Origin of the sequence: Dactylosporangium sp. NPDC006015, assembly GCF_040614215.1 — a bacterium.
GTDB classification, from domain to species: Bacteria; Actinomycetota; Actinomycetes; order Mycobacteriales; family Micromonosporaceae; genus Dactylosporangium; species Dactylosporangium maewongense.
Genome location: NZ_JBEXUD010000033.1, coordinates 28889 through 46238 on the forward strand (window position 1 = coordinate 28889; position 17350 = coordinate 46238).

The 17350-nt window shown below is 71.1% G+C and carries 14 protein-coding genes and 1 pseudogene; 6 read left to right on the forward strand and 9 right to left on the reverse strand.

The window, feature by feature from the left end:
• Positions 1 to 243: 243 nt before the first annotated feature.
• The 6 genes from ABZ321_RS40325 to ABZ321_RS40350 all read right to left on the reverse strand — a co-directional run bounded on the left by ABZ321_RS40325 (position 244) and on the right by ABZ321_RS40350 (position 9610).
• Entirely contained in the window at positions 244 to 4242 is a 3999-nt protein-coding gene (locus ABZ321_RS40325; protein ID WP_354900903.1) for a glycoside hydrolase family 38 C-terminal domain-containing protein, read from the reverse strand.
• The gene (locus ABZ321_RS40330) at positions 4239 to 5132 is read right to left on the reverse strand and encodes a carbohydrate ABC transporter permease (protein WP_344513845.1); all 894 of its coding nucleotides are present in this window, start codon (positions 5130 to 5132) and stop codon (positions 4239 to 4241) included. Before ABZ321_RS40330 ends, ABZ321_RS40325 begins: the two co-directional genes overlap by 4 nt.
• Positions 5129 to 6109 carry a sugar ABC transporter permease gene (locus tag ABZ321_RS40335; protein ID WP_344513843.1) on the reverse strand — a complete coding sequence of 327 codons (981 nt, stop codon included), beginning with the start codon at positions 6107 to 6109 and terminating at the stop codon, positions 5129 to 5131. Before ABZ321_RS40335 ends, ABZ321_RS40330 begins: the two co-directional genes overlap by 4 nt.
• 18 nt (positions 6110 to 6127) lie before the next feature.
• Positions 6128 to 7393, reverse strand: a complete 1266-nt coding sequence (locus tag ABZ321_RS40340) for an extracellular solute-binding protein (RefSeq protein ID WP_344513841.1) — start codon at positions 7391 to 7393, stop codon at positions 6128 to 6130.
• Between the two features lie 535 nt (positions 7394 to 7928).
• Positions 7929 to 9008 (reverse strand): hypothetical protein, encoded by a 1080-nt coding sequence (locus tag ABZ321_RS40345; RefSeq protein ID WP_354900906.1) that lies wholly within the window; start codon positions 9006 to 9008, stop codon positions 7929 to 7931.
• 155 nt (positions 9009 to 9163) lie between these two features.
• Complete coding sequence (locus ABZ321_RS40350; protein ID WP_354900908.1) at positions 9164 to 9610, reverse strand: DUF1772 domain-containing protein; 447 nt, start codon at positions 9608 to 9610, stop codon at positions 9164 to 9166.
• 90 nt (positions 9611 to 9700) lie between these two features.
• On the opposite strand from ABZ321_RS40350, the gene ABZ321_RS40355 reads away from it, so the two are divergent.
• On the forward strand, positions 9701 to 10279 hold the full coding sequence (locus ABZ321_RS40355; protein ID WP_344513834.1) for a TetR/AcrR family transcriptional regulator: 579 nt from the start codon (positions 9701 to 9703) through the stop codon (positions 10277 to 10279).
• Between the two features lie 65 nt (positions 10280 to 10344).
• Here the strand turns inward: ABZ321_RS40355 and ABZ321_RS40360 are convergent, their stop codons facing one another.
• Positions 10345 to 11595, reverse strand: coding sequence for an amidohydrolase family protein (locus ABZ321_RS40360; protein ID WP_354900910.1), 1251 nt, complete (start codon positions 11593 to 11595; stop codon positions 10345 to 10347).
• Between the two features lie 133 nt (positions 11596 to 11728).
• On the opposite strand from ABZ321_RS40360, the gene ABZ321_RS40365 reads away from it, so the two are divergent.
• Positions 11729 to 12292, forward strand: a complete 564-nt coding sequence (locus tag ABZ321_RS40365; RefSeq protein WP_354900912.1) for a MarR family winged helix-turn-helix transcriptional regulator — start codon at positions 11729 to 11731, stop codon at positions 12290 to 12292.
• Positions 12293 to 12317: 25 nt separating this feature from the next.
• Here the strand turns inward: ABZ321_RS40365 and ABZ321_RS40370 are convergent.
• Positions 12318 to 12968 (reverse strand): annotated as a pseudogene (locus ABZ321_RS40370) (NAD(P)-binding domain-containing protein); the annotation flags it as partial.
• A 108-nt stretch (positions 12969 to 13076) separates the two neighbouring features.
• Between ABZ321_RS40370 and ABZ321_RS40375 the strand changes: the two are divergent.
• The gene (locus ABZ321_RS40375; protein WP_354900914.1) at positions 13077 to 13511 is read left to right on the forward strand and encodes a helix-turn-helix domain-containing protein; all 435 of its coding nucleotides are present in this window, start codon (positions 13077 to 13079) and stop codon (positions 13509 to 13511) included.
• 28 nt (positions 13512 to 13539) lie between these two features.
• On the opposite strand, the gene ABZ321_RS40380 is transcribed toward ABZ321_RS40375, so the two are convergent.
• Positions 13540 to 14151: a helix-turn-helix domain-containing protein gene (locus ABZ321_RS40380; RefSeq protein WP_354900916.1), complete on the reverse strand. Its 612-nt coding sequence runs from the start codon at positions 14149 to 14151 to the stop codon at positions 13540 to 13542.
• 190 nt (positions 14152 to 14341) lie between these two features.
• Here ABZ321_RS40380 and ABZ321_RS40385 point away from each other — a divergent pair, with 190 nt between their 5' ends.
• Genes ABZ321_RS40385 through ABZ321_RS40395 form a run of 3 tightly spaced genes read left to right on the forward strand, consistent with a single transcriptional unit; the run spans position 14342 to position 17348 of the window.
• Positions 14342 to 15919 (forward strand): amino acid permease, encoded by a 1578-nt coding sequence (locus ABZ321_RS40385; RefSeq protein ID WP_354900918.1) that lies wholly within the window; start codon positions 14342 to 14344, stop codon positions 15917 to 15919.
• A complete protein-coding gene (locus ABZ321_RS40390; RefSeq protein ID WP_354900920.1) occupies positions 15916 to 16713 on the forward strand; it encodes an urea amidolyase associated protein UAAP1 in 798 nt (265 codons plus the stop codon). Before ABZ321_RS40385 ends, ABZ321_RS40390 begins: the two co-directional genes overlap by 4 nt.
• Complete coding sequence (locus ABZ321_RS40395; protein WP_354900922.1) at positions 16710 to 17348, forward strand: urea amidolyase associated protein UAAP2; 639 nt, start codon at positions 16710 to 16712, stop codon at positions 17346 to 17348. The genes ABZ321_RS40390 and ABZ321_RS40395 overlap by 4 nt, the downstream gene beginning before the upstream one ends.
• The last annotated feature ends 2 nt before the right edge of the window (positions 17349 to 17350 follow it).

Below are 17350 nucleotides of genomic sequence, written 5' to 3' on the forward strand. Positions count from 1 at the left end.
GCCGGACGAGGAAGTGCATGCGATGGACATGCCCACGAGACTGTCGCAACCGGCCACCGCAATCGTCCGCCCGCTGGAGACAGTCGGGGAAGCGGCTACTGCGCCGGCGTACTCCGCTGGGAGTAGCCGGCCGGCGTGGGTGCCCGCACTCCCCCGAACAGCAGCCATCCGGGCCGCGACATCCCCCGCGCCTCCACCGCCGTCGTGGCTTCCCCCGGTGGCGCCGACCGCTGACCGCCCGGATCAGGGGGCGGCGCGGACGACGATGCGGACGGGTTCGCTGTAGGCGATCCGGCCGTAGGCGCTGAGCTTGGGCTGGGCCCAGAACTCCCCGGGTGGCGTCCCGACCGGGACGGTGACCGGGAACTCGACGCTCAGCGTGGACCCGGACGCGACGGTGAAGCCCTGGATCGGCTCGCCCGTCAGCGGCCAGATGTAGTGCGGGGTGATGAGCTGGGCGTGCCCCCGCAGCGGCGTACGCAGGTCGTGGCTCACCCGCACGCGGACATGACCGCGTGCCCCGGGGGCCAGGATGAGCTCCGTGACATCGGCGTGTGCGTGCAGCAACGGTCCCGGCGCGGGCCGGCCGACGGGCACGACGAGGGTGTCCTGGAGCTGCTGGCCCTGGTGGGTGATGCTCGCCGCGACCGCATACCAGCCGGGCTCGGCGTCGTCGGGAGCCGTGACGGTGACCGGCACGCTGACGTGGCCATCCGCGGCGACGGTCACGGACCTCGACCGGGGGGTGGCGGTCCACCCCTCCGGCGCCTCGACGAGCAGGTCCCCGCCGTAGCCGGCGTCGGTGTCGTCGCAGACGATCTGCGCGCACATCCGCACGCCGTCCCCTGGCCGGTCGTCCGGCCGGAGGGTGAGCGTGACCGGCAGGTTCCCCATGGGGGCGGGGCCGCAGTTGTGCAGCCAGTAGCGGGTGAACACGGGCTGCACCGGTTCGGTGGCCGCCGCGATCGGCGTCCCGCCCCGTTCGGCGCGAGCCGGTGACAGGGCCAGCGACGTGATCCGGTACCCCTCGACGTCCAGCCGCAGCTGCCGGCCGTCGTGCTCGACGGGCGCGCCGGAGCGGTCGAGCAGGTCGGCGGTCGCGGCCGCGGCGATACCGGCGGCGAGGCGGATCGCGACGCTGCCGGACCGGCCGTGCGGCTCGTAGCCGCGGACGATCAGGCTGCCGCACGGGTCGGCGGGCACCGCGGAGCCGGTGGCGAGCGGCTCGCCCCGCGGTTTGACCGCGGTGACGACGAAGTCCCCGGCGGGCTCGACGCTCAACAGGGATCCGGTGGCCGGCAGCGCCCCGTCGCCGGCCGGTGCGGCGGTCGCGGCGAGCGGATGGTTGACGGACTCGCCGGCGGCGACGAACCCTGCGGCACGCCATCCGCCGGCGCCGCTCACCAGGTGGTACTCGAAGCGCCTGCTGGTGAGGTGCTGGAAGCTGCGCCCGCCCGGCGCGTTGAGGTCCGGGAAGTTGATCGCGGTTCCGGTGGGCCAGCCGGTGCTCGCGCGGGTCAGCGACATGTTCAGCGTGCCGTCGGGCTCGACCGCGAAGCCGGGGGTGCCGCGGTTGAGCAGCGCGACGGCGTAGTCCTCGCCGGCCGTCTCGCCGTGGTGCAGCTCGGACGGCTGCGTCACGTGCACGTTCGCGTCGCCGAGGTCGTCGAGGAGCCCGGCGAGGGCCTTCCGTTCGGCGTCCGCGTCGGTGCCGGCGACCAGCAGGACGGGCAGGTCCCGGATCGCGCGCACGTCGGCGCCGGGCCGCCAGATCTCACCGAGCGGCCGCTCGGCCGGGATCCAGAGGCGGGCCGTGCCGGTGGCCGCGAGCTGGGCGGCCAGTTCGGCGGCGTACGGCGCCGGTGCCCGGTCGAGAAGCTCGGCGACGAACCCGTTGCGCTGCGGGGTGCCGACCGCCACGCGGCAGTCGGGGAGGTTGGAGTCGGTGTCCAGCGCGCCGTACCGGTTTCCCGTCGCTCCCGTCACGGTGGCGGTGACCCCCGCCCGGGCCAGCGCGACCGCGAGCCGCCGGGTCGACGGCAGGCCCTCGTCGCCGTCGGGGACGACGAGCTCGGCGATGGACACCGCACGCGAGCGCTCGGAGCGTTCCTGTGGAGCGTGCAGACGTACAGTCAACGCCGCGCCGAGGCCGAACCACTGGTGCGCGGTGTTGTCCAGGGTCCGGGGGTGCTCTGCCGCGTCGGCGTCGAGCAGGGCGTAGCCGCGGCCGATGACGGCGGCGGCGGTCTCGCTGACGGGCATGCCGCCGGGGACGTCGCAAGGTACCCGCACCCGCAGGAGCCGGTCGGTGGCGGCGAACCCGTCGATGTTCGTGGCGAAGTCGATGCGGTCGATGCCGTGCCACAGGGTCGTCTGCTGCGTGTAGCGGCATCCGTCGACCTCCGCGGTGGCCGTGATGCGCTCGCCGATCGGGCAGCGCTCGACGGTGACGGTCGCCGCGGTGTCCGTGCTGCGCCAGGCGACGGCGTGCGGGAGCAGGTGCCACGGGCCCTCGCCGAACTCGGGGTGGTCGCGGTGCTCGGCGACGCAGACCAGCTCGTTGCCGACCCGGCCCGGCGGGAGGAGGTCCCGGCCGGCGGCGAGGTCGGTGATCTCGGTCAGGGCGCCGCCCCGCGCGGGATCCGCCCGGACCCGGTAGCGGTCGTTGGCGATGCCGGTCGCCTCGGCGAGTTGCGAGACGGTGCGCCACGTGGACGCCGACGGCTCCGTGGTGCCGGGCAGCAGGCGGTAGGTGCGGTAGCCCATCGACGGCATGTCGCGTGCGACCCACCGCAGCAGCGCCCGGCCCGGCCGGCCGTCGGCGGCGGGTGTGAGGGCCTCGGTGAGGTACGGGACCGGGACCCCGCCGTCGTCGGTGAGCGTGACGCCCGCGGCCGGGTCGAGGTCGATCTCCAGGCCGACGGTGTCCGTCCGGGGGTGCGCGAGGGGGTTGAACACGACGACGGCCGTGCCCTCCCCGCGGGTGTCGACGTGCCGGGTCAGGTGCCGGCGGGCCGACCGGTCCACGCCGGCGGCCAGGTCGTGCGCCTCGCGCCAGCCGGCGACCAGGTCGAGGTAGACCTGGTCGGACTGGGTGCCGGTGACCGCGTCGTGGTGCGCGCCGAACAGCAGCAGCCGCCACGCCTTGTCGACGGCCGCGGCGGGGTAGGCGGCGCCGTGCAGCGCGGCGAACGTGGCCCACTTCTCGGCATCCAGCAGGAGCGTCTCCACCAGGCGGTGGGCCTGCTTGGTGTCGATCGCGGTGACGTCCTTGCCGGTGTAGATCGGGTTCATGTCGCGGGTCTGCGGCGTGGCGTGCACGCCGCGCGCGGCGAGCTCGTCCCGCACGGCGGCGAAGAAGTCGCGTGGCAGGCCGTACCGCAGCCGCACCTGCGGAAACCGTTGCTCCCAGGCGGCGTGCAGGTCGGTGACCCAGCGCATGGGAGGGCTGAAGTCGCTGCCGAGCGGGATCATGACGTTGCGGGTCGCGGCGGCCGGACTCAGCTGGGTGAACAGCTCGTGCAGCTCCCCCGCCGCGGTCTGCGGGTCCTGGGCGGCGTCGAGGCTGAAGCCGGCCGAGTAGTGGCCGGCCATGTAGTGGGTGAGCAGGCCGTCCCCGCCGGGCGACACCCACTCGAACTCGGTGGGGAACTGGACCGGCGCGAACGGCTTGCGGTGCTCGCGGATGTTCCAGCTGGTCAGCATCGGCCCCCACTGGTGGTAGGGGCCGCGGGCGAACGCGATCGAGGTCAGCCCCGCGCCGGCCATCACCTGCGCGAACTGCGGATCGTGGCCGAAGACGTCCAGCTGCCACGCGGTGGCCGGGACGCCCCCGACGACGTGCCGCTGGAACCCGGTGCCGTGCACGGCGTTGCGGATCGTCGTCTCGATGCCGGTGAGGTTGGTGTTGGGTTCGTTGTAGGTGCCGCCGACCAGCTCCAGGCGGCCGTCGGCGATCAGTCGCCGGATGAGCTCCCGGTCCTCGGGAAAGGTGTCCCAATACGGCTTGAGGTAGTCGACCTCGGCAAGGATCACGCTGTACCGCGGATCCTCCTGGACCTTCGCCAGGTGCGCCTTGACGAGGCTGAACGCGCTGTGCCCGGGCCAGGCGTAGCGCGCCTGGCCCTCGTCGGCGGCCTGTTGATCCTGCGGTTCGTCCCACGTCTGGGTGTACGCGGACTGGGTGTTCCACCACACCGGGTCGTAGTGGAAGTGCGGGATGAGCCAGACCGTCCAGGTCACGCCTTCACCGCACCCTGCATGATCCCGCCGATGATCTGCTTGCCGAGGAAGAGGAACACCAGCAGCACGGGCGCCGTGCTGATCAGGGTCCCGGCGAGCACGAGCGAGTAGTCCATGTAGTAGCCACCGGCCAGTGTGGACAGTGCGACCTGGGCGGTCGGGTTGCTCTGGCCCAGCGCCAGCAGCGGCCAGAAGAAGTCGTTCCAGGCGTTCATGAAGGTGAACAGCGCGAGCACCGCGGCGACGGGCCGCGCCGCCGGCAGCACGACGTGCCAGTACAGCCGGTGCGTCGAGCATCCGTCCATCCGGCCGGCCTCCAGCAGCGCGTCGGGCAGCGCGTCGGAGAGGTACTGGCGCATCAGGAAGACGCCGAACGCGGAGGTGGCCGCCGGGACGATGACCGCCTGCAGGTGCCCGGTCCAGCCCAGCCACTGCGACATCATGATGTACAGCGGGATAATGCCCAGCTGGACCGGCACCATCATCGTCACGAGCAGGAACCCGAGCAGGGCGTTGCGGCCGCGGAACTTGAGCTTCGCGAACGCGAAACCGGCCAGCGTGCTGGTGAGCACGACGCTGACCGTGACCACGGTCGCAACGATGATCGAGTTGAGCAGTGCGAGGCTGAAGTTCGCCTGGGTGTACGCCCGCTGCAGGTTCTCCCACAGGTGGCTGCCGGGCAGCAGCCGGGGTGGCCAGCTCCCCGCCACGGAGTTGTCGTTGGATGCCGCGACCACCGACCAGTACAGGGGGAACGCCGACACCGCGGCGATGAGCCCCAGCAGCAGGTAGGTCCTCTTTCCGGCGCGGCGCTGGGCCGGCGCCGCGGTCCGCCCGCGGACCCGGCGGCCGCCGGTCATGGCACGGGAAACCGGGATCAGGGTCGTCATGAGGAGCTCCGAATACGTCGGGACAGCAGGTAGTTCACGCCGACCGCCAGCACGATGATCATGAACATGGCCCAGGAGACCGTGGCGGCGTAGGAGTACTTGCCATGGGTCCAGAACTGCTCGTACACGTACATGGCGAGGGTCTGGAACTGGCGGGAGTCGCCGCCGGTCGGGCTCATGCCCGGGTTGAACATCAGTGGTTCGGTGAACAGCTGGATCGTGCCGATGGTCGACATGATCACGCTGAAGATGATGGTCGGGCGCAGCGCCGGGACGGTGATGGTCCGGAACTTCCGGAACTGGCCGGCGCCGTCGAGGTCAGCCGCCTCGTAGAGGTCGTCCGACACGGCCTGCAACGCGGCGAGGTAGATCAGGGCGTTGTAGCCGGTCCAGCGCCAGGTCAGGATGACTGCCAGAGCCACCCACGACTGCCAGGTGCCCGCCTGCCAGTCGACCTTGCCCAGGCCGACCAGGCTGAGCACCCAGTTGATCAGGCCGACGTCCCGCCCGAACAGCTGGGCGAAGATCACGCCGACAGCGGCCACCGAGGTGATGTTGGGCAGCAGCACGCCCATCCGCAGCAGGGTGCGGCCTCGCATCTTGCGTTGCAGCAGGTGGGCGATCCACATCGCGAGCAGCAGCTGCGGCACGGTGCCCAGCAGGCCGATCACGGCGGTGTTGCGCAGCGCGTTCCAGAAGAAGTCGTCGTGGATGAGCCGCACGAAGTTGCCCAGCCCGACGAACGTGTCGTCACTGCCGGGGATGTCCCGGTTCCACTGGGTGACGGCCATCCAGCCCGTGTAGAGCAACGGGAACAGCCCGAACGCCGCGAACACCACGAAGAACGGTGCGATATAGAGGTACGGGGTGCCACTCACGTCGAACTTGCGGCGCAGGCTCGGCCACCGCTCGACCTTCTCCGGCGGCGCGGCCTCCGGTCGCTCGGGCAGCACCGGTGGGGGTGCGATCACTGCCATCAGGCTCGTCGTTCCTTTCTACGGCTCGGTGGCATTCGCGACGTCCTTGAGGACCTGGCGCCACGACTGTTCGGGTCGCTGCTTGCCCTTGTCGACCCGGTTGATCCCGAGGCCGATCAGCGGGCCGATGTCGCCGTCCTTGGGGCCCTGGTACTGCGGCCGCAGGGTGCTCGCCGACTCGGTGAAGATCCGGCCGGTGGGCGCGTCGTTGAAGAACGCGTTGCTGTTGCCGAGCACCGCGGGGTCGTCGTACAGCGCCGCCTGGCTGGGCAGGTGGCCCTGGGTGCGGAAGATCCAGCTCGCCTGCTCGGGTGCGGTCAGGAACCTGGCGAGCTCGGCGGCCTCCTTGCGGTGCTTGCTCTGCTTGGGCACGGTCAGGAACGACCCACCCCAGTTGCCGCTACCGCCGGGGACCTTGGCGATGTCCCACTTGCCGCTGGTCTGCGGCGCGTTCTGCTTGATGGTGTCGGTCATCCACGCCGGGCAGGCCACGGTGGCGAACGACCCCCGCTGGAACCCGGCGTTCCACTGCTGGCTGAACGTCGCCAGCTTCGCCGACTGGCCCGCCTGCACGGCCTCGACCGCGAGGTCGAACGCCTTCTTGACGGCCGGATTGTCCGCCACCACCACCTCGTTGTCGGCGTTGGTGTAGCCGACCGGCGCCTGGTTGATGATGGCGTTGAAGACGTTGGAACCGGAGTCGAACCAGGCGACGCCGTCGGGCGCGTTGGCCTTGAACCGTTTGCCGGTCGCGATGTACGACTGCCAGTCCGGCCACAGCGCGGCCACCTCGTCGCGGTCGGTCGGCAGGCCGGCCTGCGCGAACAGGTCCCGGCGGTAGCACATCGCCAGGCCGCCGACGTCCGCTCCCAGCCCCATCAGGCTGCCGTCGGGCCCGGTCGCCTGCTGCGCCTTCCACGCCAGCCACTGGCCCGGGTCGGCGCCGTAGTCGCGGAAGTCGACGAACTTGTCGGACATGACCTTGAACTGCGAGATGTAGCCGCCGTCGATGGCCTCGATGTCGCCGGTTCCCGATCCGCCCAGCAGGTGCGCCTGCAGGTTCTTGTGGTGGTCGTCGTACGAGACCACGTGCTCGACGATCTTGACGCCGGGATGGCTCTGCTCGTACTTGGTGTACAGGTCGCGGTAGCCCATGTCGCCGAAGATCTCGACCACGAGCTGCGTCTGGCCCGGCTTGACGGCACCACACGCGCCGACCGAGGCGACGAGCGCCAAGCAGCCCAGCATCAGCGCGGTCAACGCTGCGGGCCTGCGGGTACGCATCGGATCTCCTTCAGGTGTTCGGACTGCTGGCAGGATCGGATGCGAGGAACGCAGCGCGCGGTAGCGCCACACGACGAGTGCGTCATCGAATCCGGGATCGGCCGAGGGCCGTCGCCGGCCCGGTCGACCCGGGCACGGGCGCGAGGCCGCGGCGGAGGCGCTAGCAGGACGACGGCTTCGTGCAATGCGGTCAAAGCGCAGTGCACCCGGCCTCGCGGCGGCGGTCGACGCCGGCCGCAGCGAACTTCGCGGGAGCGGCACCAACTGCCGGAAACCCTAGCCCGCTCGCTTTACGCGTGTAAAGACCGAATTAAGGAAAACTTTAGCTTTGTCCGCTTCGCAACTATTGCGCATTCAAGTTCGAGCACCGTCAAGGAACCGCGCGGACACTGGACCGCGTGCGGCTACTCGGCCGCCAGGAGGTTCGCAAACGGCCGTCCGGCCGGCCCGGAATGACACCTGGCACCGTGTCATGACCGCGTTGCCGACGGCGGCCGAGGTGGACGTCGAGCCGGACGATCACGCCCCCGGCAGGTCAAGAAGGAACGGTGTAGCCGTCCGCCGGCGCCGGGTCGTCCGCGGGCCGTGGATCGACCGCCGTCCAGGACTGCGAACTCTGATACAAGGGGCGGCTGGCCGGTCGCAGGAACCGCTCGCTGCGCGGGTCGGCCAGCCCGGCGAACCCGCCGAGGGTCGCCGCGATGCCGGCCACGACGGTCACGAGCATCAGGGTGCCGGTCAGCTTGAGGTCGCTGTCGATGAAGGCGAGGCGCAGGCCGGTGGCGGTGGTGCGGGTGGCCCAATACAGGGACAACACCTGCAGGAGCAGCAGCAGTACCCCGGCGATCCGGGCGGTGTGCGCCCCGCTCGGCCAGCCGCGCCCGGCGACCCACGCCGCGAAGCACGCGCCGGCGGCCGCGACAGCGATCGCGCCGGTGCCGGCCAGGAAGATGAGACCGGCAACGCTGGTGAGGTCCGCCAGGTCGCCGTCCACGAGGTCGTCGATGTTGATGTAGACGGGCCCGGCAAGACTGAGCACGCCGCCCACCGCGAACCGTGCCGCGGCCGCCCGCAACGGTGCCGGCGGTCCGGCCCGGCCCGCCTGCGCGATGCCGGCCTGGTCGACGCCGTCGGCCACGAACGCCTGGCGGGCGGCCGGGACGCCGAGGCTGACCGTCGCCCCGGCCAGCGCGATCATGGCCACCAGCACGCCGAGCACACCGGCCCACGCCGGTAGGCCGATTCGCACTTCGAAGTCCCAGATGGCCAACAGGCGCCCGCGATTGGCGTACTGCACCAGGGTCACGACGGACCCGACGCCGCACAGCCACACGAGCGCGGCGCGCCCGGCGTCACGGCCCGCCAGCACCAGCCCCGCGCTCACGAGCAATCCCACCACCAGCAGGGTCGCCGGCAGCATGGCCTCGAACACGGTGGCGGTGAGCAGGTCCTCGAGCACGTCGGCGGGGAGGTCGGCGCCGATGTCCCGGGCCAGGACCACGTGGGTGTCCCGGACTCCGACGTAGGTGCCGTAGAGCAGGACCGCCAGGCCGAGGACGGCGAGCCCCACCGCGGTCAGCCCGAGGGCGACCGGGGTGCGCGATGTCTGGGACATCCGCGCACGGTACAACCCGCGAGGGTGCGGCCGCTGTCTGCGGTGATCAGCGCCGCGCGGACCGTCAAACGGTGGGATCCGGTCAGGCCGCGCGGATCGCGGCCTGACCGAGGGGCGTTGCCGGGATCGCAGTCGTGGGACCGGGGGCGGCGGCATCAGACGAGAGCGACGACCAGCAGGGCGAAGGCGGCGACGATGACGGCGACGCGGACGTAGTGGTAGCGGTTCCACCTCTGCAGCTGCTGCTTCCAGTCGGCGGGCCGGTTCTCGGGGGTCCAGGTCTTGTTCCGGTTGTTGATCGGGACGAGCAGCAGGATCGACATGACCACGCTGACGATCAGAAGGCCGGCGGCGGTGACGACGAGTCCGGCGCCGTGGTCCTGCCACCGGGCCGCGGCCCAGACGGCACTGAGCAGGACCGAGCCGATGTACCAGAACGGCATCAGGGCGCCGAGCATCCGGCCGCCGTGGGCGTGGCCGAGCTGGCCGGCGTCCCCGGGAAGTGCGTCCAGAATCCGGCTCATGATGAAGGCGACGGAGAACTCCACCCCCACCATCAGCCCGACGATGACGACGGTGACGACCGTAAGTGCGTTGAGCATGACTGACCCTCCGAAATCTAGCACTGCTAGCTGACGAAGCAACGCTAGCAATGCCACTGCTCGATTGTCTAGCAGTGCTAGGATCGGGTCATGTCGACGCAGGAACGCAAACAGCGCGAGCAGGCGGTCCGCGAGCGCCTCATCGTGGCGACCGCCCGCGAACTCGCCGAGCAGCAGGGCTGGGACGCGGTCACCACCCGCCGGCTCGCCGAGCGCATCGAATACAGCCAGCCCGTCCTGTACAGCCACTTCCGCGGCAAACGGGAGATCATCGGCGCCGTCGCCCTGGAAGGCGCCACCGAGATGGCCGCGGCGATGCGGGCCGCGACCTCCGCCGAGGACGACCCGCGCGCCCGGGTCACCGCCCTGGCCCGCGCCTACCTCGACTTCGCCGCGCACAATCCCGCGGTCTACGACGCCCTGTTCCAGCTCGACGGCGGCCTGACGTACGCGCAGGAGGACACCCCCGAGCCACTGAAGGACGCCTTCGCCGCGCTGATGGAGAGCCTGAGCGAGGTCGCCGGGGACGGCGTCGACCCAGGGCTGTTCACCGAGGTGTTCTGGGCGTCCCTGCACGGCCTGGCGACCCTGACCCGCGCGGGCCGCCTGCTACCCGAGTACGCCGAGCTGAGGGTGCAGCTGCTGGTGGACCGGCTCGCCGTGATCTGACACACCGTCGGCGGCCGGCGCGACGAGGACGTGGCGCTCGTCGAGCACGGGCTCGCCAGCCTTGTTCAGTCGATCGTGAGCTGGGTGGGGGTGCCGCGCCGCCAGACCGTACGCAGGTTCAGCGTGTCACCGATCCGGGTGGTGGGGTCGCCGTCGACGAGGAGCAGGTCCGCGCGCAGGCCGGCGGCGATGCGCCCGCGGTCGTCGAGTCCGAAGCGGCGAGCGGGTGTGGATGTCGCCGCGCGTAGCGCCTCGAGCGGGGTGAGGCCGGCCCGGACCAGGTACTGCAGCTCGTGGTGGACGCTCGCACCGTGTGCCACTCCGGCCATGAAGGGCAGCGGGAACGGGACGGCGTCGGTTCCGACGAGGATGTCGACGCCGGCGTCGTGCAGTGCCTTGACCGAGTGCAACACGTCCTCCAGCCTGCCCTGCGGATACCGGTTGTAGCTGCCGCGGAGGAGGTCCGTCCAGGCCTCGCCGAGGCGGGCGGCGACGCGGGGATCGTCGGCCAGCGCTGATGCGGTGATGCCCATCATGGACGCGTCCAGTACGACGCACGGGACGACGAACACGCCGGCAGTGGCGATCCGTTCGATGACGTCGTCGGTGTGTGGCTGGTCCATGAACAGGTGGGCGAGACCGTGGATGCCGGCGTCGACCGCCATCCGGGTCGCGTCGACCGTGAGCGCGTGGGCGAGGGTGAGCATGCCGTGCCGGCGCGCCTCGGCCACGCCGGCGTTGAGGGTGGCCTGGTCGAGCATCGGCAGTCCGGGGTGGCCTTCCACGGAACCGTCGTCGACCATGAACTTGATGTAGTCCGAGCCGGCCGCGATCAGCTGAGGAATGAAGCCGGCCGCTTCCTCCGGCGTGGTGGCGAACGGCATCAACGGCGCCGGTCCGTCGTGTCCACCGTGCTGGTCGTCGCCGCCGGGTCCAGGGCCGAAGTCGAAGTCGTCCGGGAACAGTTCGCTGGGGTGACCGCCGGGCGGGGTGATGCCGAAGCCCGCGGAGCGCACGTCCGCGAGGGTGTCGTCGCCGATGATGTGCGACCGGTGGGGCCGCGTGTTCATGCCCTGCATCTCGAGCTCGGTCGTGACGCCGAACCGCAGCGCCAGGGCGAGCGCTTCATCGGAGCTGTGGGTGTGCGCGTCGATCAGGCCCGGCAGCAGCGTCGCCCCGGACGCGTCGACAATCTCTGCCGCGGCCGGCGGTTCCCCGCCGACCGCGGCGATCCGGGTGCCGTCGATGACGACCGTTGCCGATTCGAGCACCTTCTCACCGTCGAACACCCGCGCGTTCGTGATGGCGGTAACCATGCCGTACCTCGTCTCCTGGACTGTTCGAGCAGTTGGCTCACAACGTGCCGAGCCGAAGAATAGTGCGGTTCAGCAATTATGTGCAACAGTGCACACATGTGCTCACCGGCACTTCCTCGCGTAGGCTATGCCGGTGACCAGCGAAAGCGCGCTCGAACAGCGAGAACGGGACCTGTTGGATGCGGTGGGCGGGGCGTTCGCCCGGATGCGGCGACGCACCATGCAGGCCCCGGTCGACCCGCCGAGCGGCCGTAAGGACCTCACCCGCAACCTGGTCCTCAACCTCGTCGAGGAAGCGCAGCTTGCCGGCCGGGAGATGACCGTCGGCAACCTCGCCGACCACCTCATGGTCGACCCCTCCGTGGCCAGCCGTATGGCCAGCGACTGCATCACCCACGGCTACCTCGTGCGCGCGGCCTCACAACGAGACGGCAGACGCACCATCATCCAGCTGACCGACGAAGGCAACGCGCTCCTCGACCACTTCCGCCACCAGCACCGGCAGGCGTTCGAATACATCACCCGCGACTGGCCGAAAGCCGAGCGGCTGGAGTTCGCCCGCCTCCTCATCAAGTACGCCGAAGCGACGTCCCGCCTCCCCGAACCGCCCGGCAGCGACGACAGCGACAAGCCAAGCCACTCCGGCGAAGGCGCGCGCAGGAAGAGCACGGCAGCGAAGACCGATTCCGCCGATTGACGACACGGCCCCACGCCCTGCGACCTCAGCGAGGCGGCGCCTCAGCCGGAAGGGGGAACGCGGTGCGCGGCTGCTGGCCCGCCCACCACAGCCCGATCGCAAGCGCCGCTGCCGCCTCCAGGTAGGCCGCTCGTGCCAGCCCGCCGCAGGGCGCTGGCGTGCAGCCGATCGAGCTGATCAGGGTCTCCGTCGCCGCGGCTGCCTCGGCGTGGTCCGCGCAGTAGGGCACGGCCAGTGGTACGCCCTCGAAGGTTGGCGGACGCAGTGTCCAGATGCTGACGTGGCAGAGGTTGAACACCTTGACCACGTGCGCGCCGGGCGCGGCGCCGGCGAGTTGCCGCGCCACAGACGTCGTGCCGCCGGTGTTGAGCATCAGCCCGTCGCTGGTCGGCACGAGGGAGTTGGTGCAGTCCATGACCGTCCGACCGGCGAGGCTCCCGGCAAGGCTGCCCACCAATTGCGGCGCCTCTGCCGCCGGAACCGCGACGAGGACGGCATCGCCGTGGCCCGCCGCGTCCACGAGGCTGCCATGCCCGGCGGCGCCGATGCGTCTGGCGGTCTGCTCCGCCCGCCCCTGACTCCGGCCACCGATCACCACCTCGTGTCCGGCCACAGTCCATGCGCCGCCAAGTGCCGCCGCCATACCGCCCGTGCCGAGGATGCCGATTTTCATCCATCTGCTCCGTTTCCCGCTCCGCGGCTGCTCGGTTCAGGCAGCCGTGCAGGACGATAGGCAGGCCGATGCACACCGTATGGTGTGCAATACATCGGGCAGGATGGGCGCATGGGTGATCCCGCCGACCAGCTCGACGACTACACCTCCGACTGCCGGGCCCGCGTGGCATTCGAGGTGCTCGCCAACCGCTGGGACAGCGTCGTGGTCTTCACCATCGCCGCTTACGGTCCGATGCGGCCGACGGCACTCCTCACCCGGATCGGCGGGATCAGCCCCAAGGTACTCAACGACGCGTTGCGCCGGCTGGAGTACAACGGCCTGATGGAGCGCCGGCCGTACCCGGAAGTGCCACCCCGTGTGGACTACGCGCTCACCGAAGCGGGCAACGCGCTGCTGGAGCCGATGCAGGCAATGGGCGCCTGGGCCAGCCGGTACGCCGATGCGGTCCTTGACGCTCAGGAGCGGTTCGAGGCGCGGGAGGCGTCCACCCGCTTCGGAGCTGCTCGGCGTCGCCGCATCCCACTCACCGGCAACGCCGAGTAGCTGCCACAGCGAATTAAGTGGGTGCCGGTCAGCGAGGGGAGCCGGCGAGGCGCAGGGCCGCGTCGGCGACCGACTGGCCGAGCTGGTCCGGCGGTGGCAGGGCCGGCAGGTCGCGGCGCATGCCGATGACGCTCTCCACCATGCCGAAGACCAGGTCGCCGGTCACGTCCGCCGCGGGGGTGCCCGCGACGGCGGCGACCAGGCGGCGGTACGCGGACCTGAGCTGCTCGCGTTCGGCACGGAAGCGGGTGAACGGTTCGGTCGCGATCTCCGGCAGGGCGTACAGGATGCCGACGTTCCATCGTGCGCCGAGCAGGATCCCGACGTCGTAGCGGACGAGCGCCTGCAGGGCGTCGGCGGGGCTCAGCGCCTGCTGGGCGAGTTGCTCGGCGTAGGTCAGCGACGGGCGGACGGTGGATTCGAGCAGCTCGGCGAGGATCTGTTCCTTGGTGCTGAAGTGGTAGTACAGCGACGCCTGCCGCACCCCGACCATCTCGGCGATCATGCGGGTCGAGGTGGCGGCGTACCCGCGTTCGGAGAAGAGCTCGGCCGCGGCGTCGAGGATCTCCTCGCGGGCGGTGCCGGCCGGCAGGCGCCGGGCGCCGGAGCGGGGACGGCCGACGGAAGGTGCGGAGCTCACGCTCGCATCGTCGCACGCAACCGGGGTCGGGAGCGATGTGAGCGGGACGTAACCGCGCCGAGACGTCCGGCAATCGAACGTTTACGACGGAGAAACGCCTGTCGATCTCACGTCGAGAAATCTGTCACTCGACAGGTATTCGGGCGGCGGGACCCCCAGACCCGCTGCCGCCTGCGTCGAGGAGGCGGTCTTGTCCACTACCCCCACCCTGGCGACACCACCGGCGAGCGATCGAGCCGACGCCGCGGATCTCCGTGGCTTCGGCTACCGGCCCGAGCTGCGCCGCAGCATCGGCAGCTACGCGTCGTTCGCCGCCGGGTTCTCGTTCGTCTCGATCCTCACGACGGTCTTCCAGCTCTTCGCCTTCGGGTTCTCCTTCGGCGGCCCGGCGTTCTTCTGGACCTGGCCGCTGGTCTTCGCCGGCCAGTTCATGGTGGCGCTCAACTTCGCCGAGCTCGCCGCCCGCTACCCGCTCTCCGGCTGCATCTACCAGTGGTCGCGGCGGCTGTCGAACGCCACGGTCGGCTGGTTCGCCGGATGGGTCATGATCGTCGCGCAGATCGTGACGGTCGCCGCCGCCGCGATCGCCCTGCAGGTCGTGCTCCCCCAGATCTGGTCCGGCTTCCAGCTCGTCGGCGGCGACCCCGCGCTCACCTCGACCAGCGGCGCCACCAACGCCGTCGTCCTCGGCTCGATCCTGATCGCGTTGACCACGCTGGTGAACGTCATCGGCGTGCGGCTCATGGCGATCGTCAACAGCGCCGGCGTGACCCTGGAGATCATCGGCGTGGCGGCCGTCGTGATCCTGCTGCTGTTCAACATCGAGCGCGGGCCGGGCGTGGTATTCGACACCGGCGGGATGGGCAGCGGCCTGTCCTACGTCGGGCCGTTCCTGGTGTCGGCGCTCATGGCGGCGTACGTGGTGGTCGGCTTCGACAGTGCCGGCGAGCTCAGCGAGGAGACCCGCGACCCGCGGCACATCGCGCCACGCACGATCCTGCGGGCGCTCGCCGCCTCCGGCATCGGCGGTGGCCTGATGCTGCTGGTCGCGCTGATGTCCGCACCGAGCCTGACCGACGGCCGGCTGGCCACCGAGGGCCTGCCGTACGTGCTGACGAGCCGCCTCGGTGAGACCGGCGGACGGATCCTGCTGATCGACGTGGCGATCGCGGTCGCGGTCTGCACCCTCGCGATCCAGACCGCGGGCAGCCGGATGATCTTCTCGATGGCGCGTGACGGCGTCCTGCCGTTCTCCGGCGCGCTCAGCAAGGTCAACCCGCGCACCGGGACGCCGGCGTGGCCGGCGATCGTCGTCGGTGTCGGCGCGGCCGCGGTCCTGCTGGTCAACATCGGCCAGGCCGCCCTGTTCACCGCCCTGACCAGCGTCTGCATCGTCATGCTGTACATCGCCTACGCCCTGGTGACGATCCCGCTGCTGATCCGGCGCAGCAAGGGCTGGCCGGCCGGCGAGGAGGCCGCCGCCACGGAGCGCGGCGGCAAGCTGTTCTCCCTCGGGAAGTTCGGCATCGTCGTCAACGCCCTCGCCGTCGTCTACGGCATCGGCATGATCCTGAACCTCGGCTGGCCCCGGCAGGAGGTGTACGACCCGGCCGGCGCCCACTGGTACCTGCACTACTTCCCGCTGCTGTTCGTCGGCGCCGCCCTGCTCGCCGGTGCCGCCGCGTTCCTGCGCCACCGCGCCAAGGTCGCCGCCTTGCACCCGGAGCTGGCCTTCACCGCACCCGTCGTCGCCGGAGAGACGGCATGAGCACCGCGACCACCGCTGGAGCGCGGGCGCACGCCCGCGCCCAGGGCGGCACCGTCGTGGAGTGCATGCCCACCGTCCCTGCCGGTGAGGGCCTCAGCTGGGCCGAGACGGTCCCGGGTGGTGGCTACGCCGGCAAGCGGCTCGCCCGCGGCACCACGCTGCAGCTGACCGACCTGCACGGCGACGCCTGCGTGTCGGTGCTGCTGTTCAACGCCGACGAGCCGTGGGAGCGCCTCAACGTCGCCGACACGGTCAAGGTCCTGTGGCAGGCGTACGTCGGCGAAGGGCACCTGCTGCTGTCCGACCAGGGGCGGGTCCTGGCCTCGGTGACGGCCGGCGCCCCGGACCGTTCGGACACCTTCTGCGGCACCTCGACACTCGCGAGCAACACCGGCAGGTACGGCGGCGGCGCGCCGCACACCGCGACACCGGCCGGGCGGGAGCTGTTCGTCCTGGCCGCCGCCAAGCACGGCCTGACCCGCCGGGACCTGCCGCCGAGCATCTCGTTCTTCCAGGGGGTCCGCGTCGGCGACGACGGCGCGTTCACCTGGCTCGGGTCGGCCGGGCCCGGGGCGACGGTCGAGCTGCGGGCGGAGCTGCCGCTGATCGTGCTGCTGGCCAACGTGCCGCACCCGCTCGACCCGCGGGAGGCGTACACCTGCACACCCGTCCGCGTGCAGGCCCGGCCCGGCGCACCCACCGCGCCCGCGGACGCGCTGTGGTCGCGGTCGCCGGAGGGCGAGCGCGCGCTGCTCAACACCGCGGACTACCTGACCTCCCGGGGGATCGCATGACCGTCACCGCAGCACCGGCGCCGGCCGCCGGCCGGATCGTGCTGGACGAGACCGTCGCGGCGCGCGCGCCCTGGTCGGCGGTCGTGCGCCGCGGCCAGGTCCTGACTATCGTGGACCTGCACGGCAACCAGGCCGTCGACTGCCTGCTCTACAACGCCGACGACACGGCCGAACGCTATTCGGCGCCGGACACGATCGCCGCGCAGGGCGGCATCTTCCTGACCACCGGGAGCGTGCTGCGCTCCAACGAGGGCCGGGCGCTGATGACCGTCGTCGGCGACGAGGTCGGCCGGCACGACACCGTCGGCGGCGCCTGCAGCCGGGAGTCGAACACCCTGCGCTACGGGCAGCACACCAAGCACCAGCACGCCTGCGTGGAGAACTTCCTCATCGAGGGCGCCCGGTGGGGGCTCGGCAAACGGGACCTGGTCAGCAACATCAACTGGTACATGAACGTGCCGGTCGACCCGGACGGCAGTCTCGGCATCGTCGACGGCATCTCCGCGCCCGGCCTGCGGGTCGCGGTGCGCGCTGAGATGGACGTGCTGGTGCTGGTGTCGAACTGCCCGCAGATCAACAACCCGTGCAACGGCTTCGACCCGACGCCGGTCCGCATGATCGTCACCGAGGAGTAGCC